The following is a 10372-nucleotide window of genomic DNA, read 5'->3' as shown; positions in this document are numbered from 1 at the left end:
GCTGGTTTGAGGCGAAACTCGCTATCATCCGCCCCGCCATCCGCACCTATCTGACTAATCCACTTTACAGGCTACCGGCAACTGCGTAACTCCTAAACCTTTTACATGTCGTAGTCTAAATGACGGGTTAAGTGACCCCTTTGGAGGGCCATTCGCTGGATGGCTCATAAGTCACATAATCGAACGTTTAAGTGACCATACAACGATGCTGATGGGCTATAGCAGAATCGAACAAAGGTGATCATATTCTATTGGAGCGAAAGAGATCATCGACGGAGCAGTGGGTTTGTCTGCGGACAGCTTTGGCCTGTGCCCACTTGTGTTCGATGGGGTTGAGATCAGGGGAATAGGGTGGGAGGTATTCGAGGGTGTGGCCAGCCTGACGGAGGGTGTTTTGAATGTCGGCGCGTTTGTGGAAGGCGGCGTTATCCATGACGATCACGGCGGCCGGTGGCAACTGGGGGAGGAGAACCTGGTGGACCCAGGCGAGGAAGACCTCGGCGTTGACGCTGGATTCAAACAAACCGACGGCCAGGAGCTGCAAGCCCAGGAGGGCGCCGATGACGTTGGTACGACCCTTGGCGTGCCAGTCCCAGCGGCCATAACAGCGTTGCCCAATCGGCGCATAGCTCTGCCGACGCGGCATGTCCTTGGAAAACCCACTCTCGTCAATCCATACCAGCGGCCGTCCGGCCGCTTCATAAGCCGCCTGCCGCGCTTGAAAGGCGTCCCGCGCCGCCGCGTCTGCGCGGGGATGGTACTGCGTTTTTTTTATAGGACACCCGCAGCTTTTTCCTCAGCGCATAGCAAATCGTACTCTGCCGAACGCCTAATCGCGCTGCCCGCTCGTATTGGTAGGCATCCGGATACTCCCGTACATCTTGCGCCAGTGCGTCGATAGCCAGCTTACCTCGCCGAAACCCCGATGGCTTACGCTCCGGTCGCTTAACCCAGCGCATCACGCTCGCTTTCCCCACCGCAAAACGCGCGGCGGTCTGCTCAATCGATAGCTGATCCCGCTGCCGGATCGCCAGCACATGTAGTCGAAAATCCAGTGAATAGGCCATCTCGATACAATACTCAATATTATTCGATCTTGCTATACATGCGGGTCTCGAAGGCGGATGGCTCCCAGGCCACCGACTTGCAGCGCGATGCGCTCATCGCTGCCGGTATCGAGCCAATACATCTTTACGAGGACCAGGCGTCCGGCAAACGGGAGGATCGACCCGGCTTGGCCAGTTGCCTGAAGGCACTGCGGCAAGGTGATACGCTGGTTGTCTGGAAGCTGAATCGGCTCGGACGCGACCTGCGCCATTTGATCAACACGGTGCACGACCTCACGGGGCGTGGCGTCGGCCTCAAGGTACTCACCGGTCATGGGGCGGCGATTGACACCACGACCGCTGCGGGCAAGCTGGTCTTCGGTATCTTCGCCGCACTCGCCGAATTTGAGCGCGAATTGATTGCCGAGCGCACGATCGCTGGTTTGGCGTCGGCGCGGGCGCGTGGCCGGAAAGGTGGGCGGCCGTTCAAGATGACTGCCGCTAAGCTGCGCTTGGCGATGGCGGCGATGGGACAACCGGAAACCCACGTCGGCGGTTTATGTAAGGAGCTGGGTATCACCCGCCAGACCTTGTACCGGCATGTGTCGCCGAAGGGTGAGCTGCGTCCCGACGGCAAGAAGTTCCTGGCTCGTACCTGATTTGATACCGAAGGCGTACTCGTGCTTGAGAGCGGTCATTCGCCCGTTGCGTGGCATGGTCATCCGAGAGGAGTCATCAGATCAACGCAGACTGACCTGCGATAGGTCTCTTGAGATAATGCAAGGCAGTTGAGGAGCGGTTACCGCGCTTGTCTCACCCTGATCGTTGTCTTCGCTTAGATAAGCGTTCCCCCGATTTAACGCTTCGGCAAAACGCAGCTTTGATCAACCGCCATCGCGTGGAGTAATCCGCATCGTCCGGCGGCAAGGCCCACAAGCAATGCAGATGATCGGGAAGGATAACGATAGCGTCGATGTGAAAAGGGCGTTGCTGCTGCACGGCAGCGAAGGCGGTGCGCAGGGAGTCAATGTGCTCCGTTAACAGGCAACGGCGGCGTTCCAAAAGGGCGACCGTGAAAAAGGAGGAACCGCCGGAGACATAGGCACGGAGATAATGAGGCATGTTAGGGAGTGTGCCTCATGCGCCGCCCGATCAAAAGGCAAAAGGGTAGGGCAGGTTAGGGTGCCAGCCCGTAACCCGCCTTGGAGGAAGTCACGGAATCGGCGGGTTACGCTTCGCTAACCCGCCCTACGTGCTGGCATCGGGGACAGAACGTGCCAGCCAATCCAGTTTGGACAAGACCAAAGTATCGCCGAAGATCAACCTGTCCGGCACGTAGCACCGACGATAATTCACCATTTGCCTCCATAGGGTATGCACCGCGTACCGTCCAGCGTTCATGCCCCGGAAAAGGTACGCCATGCTTATCCCACCTAGCTAATCCCAATAGTTTAGATGGGGCCGACTATTACTGAAAGGATAATAGCCACCGGAGTTATTATTAGGCCTTATATATTTGAAGATGAGTTCCTCACTATCAGTATTACCGTATTTACCATCAACCTTGCTGAGGCATTGTGATAACCTTGTATCGCAATCAGATCGGCATTCTTTTCTAAAGCAACCATCTTTATTTGTTGCACAAATTCTTAAACACAAGTCGTGCTCGTAATAGCATTCATCGCGAAGATTTATAGGCTCCTTAAAACCATTTTCACCTCTCTTTGGAAAATCTTCATCTTCGGTCCATGTATCGGTATCATTTGTCCATCCAGGCCCACCCCAATTTCCATAATGCTTCCATAATCCTAATGCATCAATCCAGTTGACTGGATCATTGACCACATACCCATACAAATTCGTATCCCCGCCCCCGAAAAAAATCGGGTCTTTCGCCGCCCATCGTCCTGTTTCCGCCTCGTAATCCCGCGCACCAAATCGCATGAGTTTGGTGTCGCGATCATATATGCCACCCGCGAACCCAAAGGGCTGAAAACCTGGATTGCTATCGTTGGTGATGTTGCCAAATTCATCGTAATCCAGCCGCTGGGTCACGTTACTGGTACTGGTGTCGATAACGAGCCGAGGGCTGCCAAGATGATCTTTCACGAGTCGGTAGGTAGAACCCCCCTTGATCAGATAGTCCGGTACGTTGACGCCAGTGGCGTAGACGAAACGACTCTTGATTTGTCCGTTGCCGTCCAGTTCGGCCACAGGGGTCAAACTGCCTTGATACAGGAAACCTTGGGTGAGGGTGCCGTTGATCTTTTTGCCGATACGCCGGTTGTTACCGTCGATGAGGTAGTCGATCACTGTCCCATTAGAGAGCGTGACGCGCCGCAGGTTGCCGAGCACATCATATTGATAGGCGGTGGTCTGACCGCTGGTGGTTTTGCTCGCTAGCTCACCGTTGGTGGTATAGGCATAGGTGGTGTTGCCGTATTGGGTCAGGCGATCTTGCGCATCGTAAGTGCCATTGACGGTGCTGCCCGCCGTCTTGCTCAGGCGATTGCCGTTGTCATCGTAAGCGTAGCGCGCGACGACCGCACCATTGCGGCTGACTTGCACTAATCGGCCTGCGGTGTCGTAACCATAGGCGTCGGTGGTGGTATTGCCTTGGATCGTTTCCTGCTTCTGCGTGATACGACCCAGCGCATCGCGGGTGTATTGGGTGGCGAAGACCGCCGCGCCGTTATAGGCTGCGCTGTAGTTGACGACTTCGCCGAAACCGTTGTAGCTGAGGCTGTCGCTGACGCTACCGAGCGTTGTGCCCGTCAGTAAACCGTTTTGCGCATTGCGGTTGAGGGTCAGGTCGCCTGCCTGGGTGAGAAGGCTGTCAGGGTCATATTGGTAAGCGATGGGATTGGTGCCATTGACGCTGATCGAGGTCAGGCGGAAATCGTTGTCGTAGGCAAAGCCAACGGTACCGGCGATCACGCCAGTCAAGGCGGTTTGCGTCAACAGGGAACCGCTGTAACTGTAGGCCAAGCCGCTATCGGGCGCGTTGAGACTGGCGAGCTTGCCTGCGGTGTTATAGCCATAGCTGTAAGCACCGGTGGGTGTGGTTAAGGTACTTAAACGACCGGCGCTGTCGTAGGCGAAGCTGAGCGTCTGGCCATCAGGGCGGCTGATCTGTGTTACCTGCTTGTCAGCGTTATAGGCATAGACGGTGCTGGGGTTGCCCGCATTCACAGTGGGCGGGGTGTATTGCTGGGTTAAGTCCACCGGGGTATAGGCAAAGGCATGGGCTGTGCGACCCGGCGGCGTTAATGAGGTCAAGTTGCCGTTGGCGTCGTAGCTATACAAAATCTGCCGACCGTCGGGTAAGGTTTGGGTGGTGACGCGGCCTGCGGCATCGTAGGCGTAGTTGACGGTGCGCCCTAGGGGATCAGTAGCCGTTTGTAGATAGCCCTGTGGGTTGTAAGCGAAGGACAACGTGCGGGTTTCACTGCCGCTGCTTTGGGTGATCGCGCTGGGTCGGCCATGACTATCATAGCTCGTGTTGATGGTCGCCAGGCCGGGCACCTGCGCCTGGGTGATCCGCCCCTGGGTGTCAACGATTGCTGTGCGCTGCCGACCCGCTGGGGAGGTAGCAACTGTGGTGCGGGTGGCCGCCGTGTAGATGCTGGTGGCCGTGCGGCCGTTGAGGGTGGCAGTGTCGGTCAGGGTGGTCAGGCTCAGCAGGTTCTGCGGGTTGCTCAGGCTGACCGTGCGCTCCGTGGTCAGGGTGGAGGTCAGGCCGCCGGTGGTGGTCGTCAGGCTCTTGGGGAGAGGGGCCTGCATCCCGAAACGCGGGTCAGGGCCTTGCAGGAGCGTGCTGACTGTGCCGTCGGCTAGGGTTGTTTTCTGGCTACCGTCAGTGCCGCTGAGCACCTCAGTAGACGTCCCGTCAGGCCAAGTATTGAGCTGATGTTGATTGCCGATGGATGAAGATTCAACCCGATGGCTGGTGATCCGGTTCAACGCTGTGGAGCGGTTAACCTGGTAGCCATTGGCAAATTCGGTACGCGCCAGCGCCTGGCTACCCCCCGCCGCATTATTGTCCTGCAACAGGCGCCCAAGCGCATCGTAGCTCATCGTGGCCACGCTTCCTTTGGGATCGATAAAGCGACTCAACAAGCCGTCGCTGGTATAAGCCATCCGATGGCTTTCAGCAGCGGGATTGCTGACGCTGGCGAGGTAGCCATCACCATCGACGCTCAAGGCAGTGCGTTGTCCGAAAGCAGACACGATGGCGGTGGGATTGCCGCTGGTATCGTGCTCAATGGTGGTGATATTACCATCGCCATCCGTGACAGTGTTCAAGCGGCCTGCACTGTCATAACCAAACTGGTAAACCAGAGAGCCTGTTAAGGCGTTCGTCGTGCTGAGATGTTTACCGGTGGCATCGAAACGGTACAGTTCCCTGCCATCTTCCGAGGCAATGACGATATAATCCACGCCCACGCCTGGTAATAACAGGCTCACCGAGCGAACACGGGAATTGTAATTATCGCCGATGTAGATCTTGCCATCCGCCCCCACAGCCACAGACGGTCGTCCAAGCAGGGCGGCAGTGGCGGGACCTCCATCCCCGCAGGGGTCCGTGCCTTCAGGGCAATAGTCTCCCGTACCCGCCAAGGTAGTGATGATCCCGTCAGGCCGGATTCGGCGAACGCGGGTGCCGTTTGTATCAGCAATTAGAATATCTCCCGTGCTGCTAACGGCAAGACTTGATGGAGTTCTAAATTGAGCGTTAATGGCGAGACCCCCATCACCGCACGTTCCGGTTCTAGGCAAACAATCGCCGCCATTACCGGCTACGGTAGTGATAATCCCGTCAGGCCCTACCCGCCGCACCCGGCTATTGCTTGTATCCGAAATGTAGAGAATGCCGTCCGGTCCTAGCGCGACGCTTTCAGGGTAATGCAATTGCGCCGCGGTGGCAGGCCCGCCATCCCCGCTGAATCCCATCACGCCGGTGCCAGCCACTGTGGTGATCAATCCATCGGGACCCACGCGGCGGATGCGATGGTAACCAGTTTCAGCGATATATATAGCGCCATCAGCAGCGACCACTACATCAAGGGGCATATAAAGAGGACATTGAATAGCTGGAATTCCTTCACCACCAAGAACGGTTTTCCCAGTTCCCGCGATGGTCGTGTACGTACCATCGGATTCGAGACGGTAAACCTTATGGGTACCCTCTGCTATTTCTGTGTAATAAACACGGTTATCAGGACCAACTGCTATACCTTCCGATAATAGAGATGGTAAGGATTCTATGATCCCATCCAGTTTAACGTGGCGTATCCGACCCGCACTCGAAATGTACAAACTACCATCGGTGCCGACCGCGACATCATCAACCGCCCCCAATTGGGCGGCTATCGCGGGGCCGCCATCACCACTGATTCCGTTAGTGCCGTTGCCGGCCACGGTGGTCATGATGGTATCCAGCAGCTTGTCAGCATTTCGACGGCCACCGTTGCCCAGATAGAGAATTTTCCCTACCGGATCGTAGGCATGATGGACGCTTAGCATCCAACCTCCCAAGCCCTGCTGTTGGGCATTCCAAAGTCCCACCTGGCTTTGTTGCGCTTGCCAGAGGGTGATTTCCTGACGTGCCGGTATATTTCCGGGGATTGGTAGGCCGCTTGCCAGTCCAAAATTGTTTCCGAGTGCCCGTGGCAAAGCATAGACGGCGTTATAAACGTAACCGATCCTTATCGCTACGGGCTGCCGACCCAGGAGCTTCCGTCCATACGCATCCTTGCCATCCCAATCGACCGTGAAGGTTTGATTGGGGGCAGCCGGGAAGGTTTGTCTGATATGTCGTCCAGCAATATCGACCGCCAATTCAATCCGTTTGAGGGTCGAGGGGATCGAAGGACCGCTTAAGGGGATATCGAGCGTATTAGCAGACAGCCGTCCCAGCACGCGGTCACTAGCATAATTTAGGCTATAAGATGTACCTGCAATACCGACCGACTCAATCAAGGTCTGGCTCTCGCACTGAATCGTGGAGGCATTGGGCTGACAGTTTGGCTCTTTCGGTTGATTTTGATCCCTGTTCTTAGGCTCGCCTGGCTGGGGGGGGGCACTGCCCTGCGGAGCCGTTATGCCATAATTGCAATCGTAAGTAGATAAATGCGCTAGCGGTACGCGCCACAGGGTCTTGCCGACCGCATAGAGACTGGCCAACTGCCCTCGCTCCGCATCCGTCACGCCCAAGGCCGCGCCGTTATCCACCGCGTTGTCGCCATCAGTATCCAGAGCAGCCAGGCCATTAGCGATACTGAGGATTTTGATCACCTGCCCGTCGTTAGTAGGTATCCAGGCAGCTTTGTCCTTGTCGTAGTAGCCTACCGGAACCCGAATCCCAACCGGCATATTCAGGAAGTTATCGAGATAAAAGGGCACGGGCTGATTGAACAGCACATCCTTGCCCTCTTTCTTGACAGTCGCTTCCGCCGCACCCAATTCCACCGCATAGGTATAAGCAACCGTCGGCGGTAGTGGCCCTGGCATGGCTTGCGGGCCGTTCTCGCCGACCGTGTATTCGGTCAAGCGCAAGGTCAAGGTGGTGACAGGCCGGGTGGTGCCGTCGGCGTTGTAGACCTGGGCGGTCGTGCCCGCCGGAACTAGTAGCGTCGCTTGCCGTTGACCGCTCGCGTCATTAACCACACTGCCCCGCGCGACTTGGAGGCTATTGGCGGTTAAATCGACAGTAGTGACCTGTGAATCGGCAGTGATCAACACCACCGCTTCCAAGACCACAAAATCCTGCCAGGGAACATTGGCCTGGCGCTGGGCGGGGAGGTAGCCCGCTTTTTGATAGTTGAGGGTGAGATACCCACCACCATTGACAGCCAGATCGAATTGACCATCGGCGCGGCTCAAGGTCTGACCAAATTCCGGGTGGTTGAGCACCGAGATCGTGACGCCCGGCAGTGGATTGTTTTGCTTATCCAGTACCTTGCCACGCAGCACGGCGGCGCGTTTGGGTTCAATCGTTCCCGATGCAACGCCGGTCTGAATGGGGTTGCTGCCGGTATAGAGGAACTGGGTCGCCGCATGGGTGGTGGTAGCGACGGTGGGATCGACCGGGGGCGCGACCGTGGCCGGATCAGGCGGCAGCGGCCCTTGGGATTCGGGATTCACCGTGATGGTGACGGTGGCGGAAGCGCTCTTCTCGCTGTCGCTGGCCGTGAGCTTAAGCACATAGGTTCCCGCAGCGGAGAAAGTGGCGGTGGCGTTCTTCTGTTGGGCGTTGTCGAAGGTGACCGTACCCGGACCGCTGTCTTTGCTCCAGGCGAAGGTCAACGCACCGGGGGGATTGGGCAGGCCATCGTCGCTGACGGTTCCAGTCAGGCTTACGGTCGTGGTGGGCAGCGTAATACTGGTGGGAGTGGCGCTCGCGCTGATTTGCGGCGCTTGATTGGCGGTGGTGTTGGTGACAGTGATGGTGAAGCGTTGTTCAGCGAACAGACCGCCTTGATCGGTAACCCGCACCACGACATTGACGCCGCCGACGCTGGTGGGCGTCCATTCAATCAAGCCCGTAGTGGCATTGATGGTCATGCCGGTGGGCTGGGTGATGAGACTGTAGCGCAGCGTATCGCCTGCGTCGGGATCGGTGGCGCTCAGCGCATAGCGGTAGGCTTGGTTGACCGTGGCGGCGGTCAGGGCGGTGGAGGCGATGGTCGGTGGATGGTTGGTCGGCGGTGCAGCGGTCACGGTGACTAAAGCACTGTCGGGATCGCTGTCGAGGTGGCCGTCGTTAACGATCAATTGGGCCAGATAAGTGCCTGCAAGATCGGGAATGAGAGTAGTGCGCGCTTGGGTGGGGTTGGCGAACTGGGTGGCGCTGCCGGTGGGCCGAGCCGTGAGCGACCACTGATAGGTTAAGGTGTCGTTATCAGCATCGTGCGAGGCGGAGCCATCCAGGGTGACGGTGGCCCCCGTAAGGGCATTTTGATCCGGTCCGGCCACGGCAACCGGTTTGGAGTTGAGGGTGCTGATAGCGACGGTGGTCGGGATGCTATTGACCTGGCCGTCGTTAACGATTAACTGGGCGACATACGCGCCGGGCTTGTCCACCACGAAGGTCGGCTGAGCGGTGGTAGGGGCGTTGAGTTTCGCTTGGCTGCCGCTGGGTTTGGCGGTGAGCGACCAGGCGTAGGTTAACGTGTCGTGATCGGGGTCGGTGGATTGACGGCCATCCAGGGTGACCGTTGCGCCGACCAGGGCGGTTTGGTCGGGACCGGCGTGGGCGACGGGGGGCGAGTTTTCGGTGCTGATGGTGACGGTGGCCGGGGCGCTGTCGATGTGGCCGTCATTGACGATCAGTTGGAGGGTGTAAGTGCCCGGTTGGTTGACGGTGAAGGTGGGCTTGACGGCTTGGGCTTCGGAAAGCTGGGCATTGCCGCCTGGAGGAATTTGGCTCAACGTCCAGTGAAAGGTGAGCGGATCGCCATCGACATCGCTGGAGGCACTGCCATCCAAAGTAAGAGTTTTACCGACTTGGGTGGTTTGCGCGGAACCAGCATGGGCGACGGGCGGTGAGTTTTCAGTGCTGATGGTGACGGTAGCCGGAGCGCTGTTGATTTGGCCGTCATTGACGAGCAGTTGAACGGTGTAGGTTCCGGGTTTGTCGATGCTGAAGGTAGGATTGACCGCCGTGGGGTTGGCGAGGGCCGCGGTACTTCCCGCCGGACGGCTGACGAAGGACCAGGCGTAGGTGAGGGTTTGGCCATCCGGATCGGTCGAGCTGCTGCCGTCTAAGGTGACGGTGGTTCCCACCCGCACGGTTTGCGCAGGCCCCGCGTTGGCGCTCGGCGCTTGGTTGGGTGGGGTGATGGGATCGAAGCGCAGGACCCAGACCAGGGCGCTGGCGTTGAAGGCATAGCGGCGGTCGTGCTGGACTTTGAAGGTATCGCGACTGGCGACCGTAGCGTTCTCGCCCACCGCGCCAAAGCTTAATGCGCCCTCGACCACGGTGACGCCGGTGGGAAGGCGTGCGGCATCTAAAGTCGCGGTGACGTTCTCAACAGATGCACCGCTATTGGTGACCTGGGCACGATATTCGTATTCGTAGATCGTGCTGCTCAGCCGTCGGCTCGCCATGAGGGCGTAGTTGCCCACCGTGAGATTGCCCGCCGCCACTACATTCTCCACCAGTTGATAAGCTAATGCGGCGACGCATAAGACGATAGCAACGAAAAAGAAACGCGATGCACGAAATCCCGACATGATCCCTCTCCCCACTGCTTGGAATTCTATAAATAGATTATTGGCTAAGTGACTGAATAATTAATTAAATCATTGGATAAAAAATCTGA

The 10372-nt window shown here is 57.6% G+C and carries 5 protein-coding genes; 1 reads left to right on the top strand and 4 read right to left on the bottom strand.

Annotation, left to right across the window (positions count from 1 at the left end; all coding sequences use genetic code 11):
• Nucleotides 1-241: 241 nt before the first annotated feature.
• Nucleotides 242-775, bottom strand: a complete 534-nt coding sequence (locus BN873_RS17045; protein ID WP_242434462.1) for an IS630 family transposase — start codon at nucleotides 773-775, stop codon at nucleotides 242-244.
• Complete coding sequence (locus tag BN873_RS17040; protein ID WP_048676593.1) at nucleotides 699-1067, bottom strand: IS630 transposase-related protein; 369 nt, start codon at nucleotides 1065-1067, stop codon at nucleotides 699-701. The genes BN873_RS17045 and BN873_RS17040 overlap by 77 nt, the downstream gene beginning before the upstream one ends.
• A gap of 38 nt (nucleotides 1068-1105) precedes the next feature.
• Here BN873_RS17040 and BN873_RS17035 point away from each other — a divergent pair, with 38 nt between their 5' ends.
• Nucleotides 1106-1705 carry a recombinase family protein gene (locus tag BN873_RS17035; RefSeq protein WP_048676591.1) on the top strand — a complete coding sequence of 200 codons (600 nt, stop codon included), beginning with the start codon at nucleotides 1106-1108 and terminating at the stop codon, nucleotides 1703-1705.
• 154 nt (nucleotides 1706-1859) lie between these two features.
• Here the strand turns inward: BN873_RS17035 and BN873_RS19750 are convergent, their stop codons facing one another.
• Nucleotides 1860-2168, bottom strand: coding sequence for an REP-associated tyrosine transposase (locus BN873_RS19750; protein WP_082161372.1), 309 nt, complete (start codon nucleotides 2166-2168; stop codon nucleotides 1860-1862).
• A 315-nt stretch (nucleotides 2169-2483) separates the two neighbouring features.
• Nucleotides 2484-10283 carry a PKD domain-containing protein gene (locus BN873_RS17030; protein ID WP_048676589.1) on the bottom strand — a complete coding sequence of 2600 codons (7800 nt, stop codon included), beginning with the start codon at nucleotides 10281-10283 and terminating at the stop codon, nucleotides 2484-2486.
• Between the last annotated feature and the right edge of the window lie 89 nt (nucleotides 10284-10372).

Origin of the sequence: Candidatus Competibacter denitrificans Run_A_D11, from assembly GCF_001051235.1 — a bacterium.
GTDB lineage: Bacteria > Pseudomonadota > Gammaproteobacteria > Competibacterales > Competibacteraceae > Competibacter_A > Competibacter_A denitrificans.
Note: the sequence above shows the minus strand (reverse complement) of the source record. Positions and strands in the feature narration are given on the sequence as shown.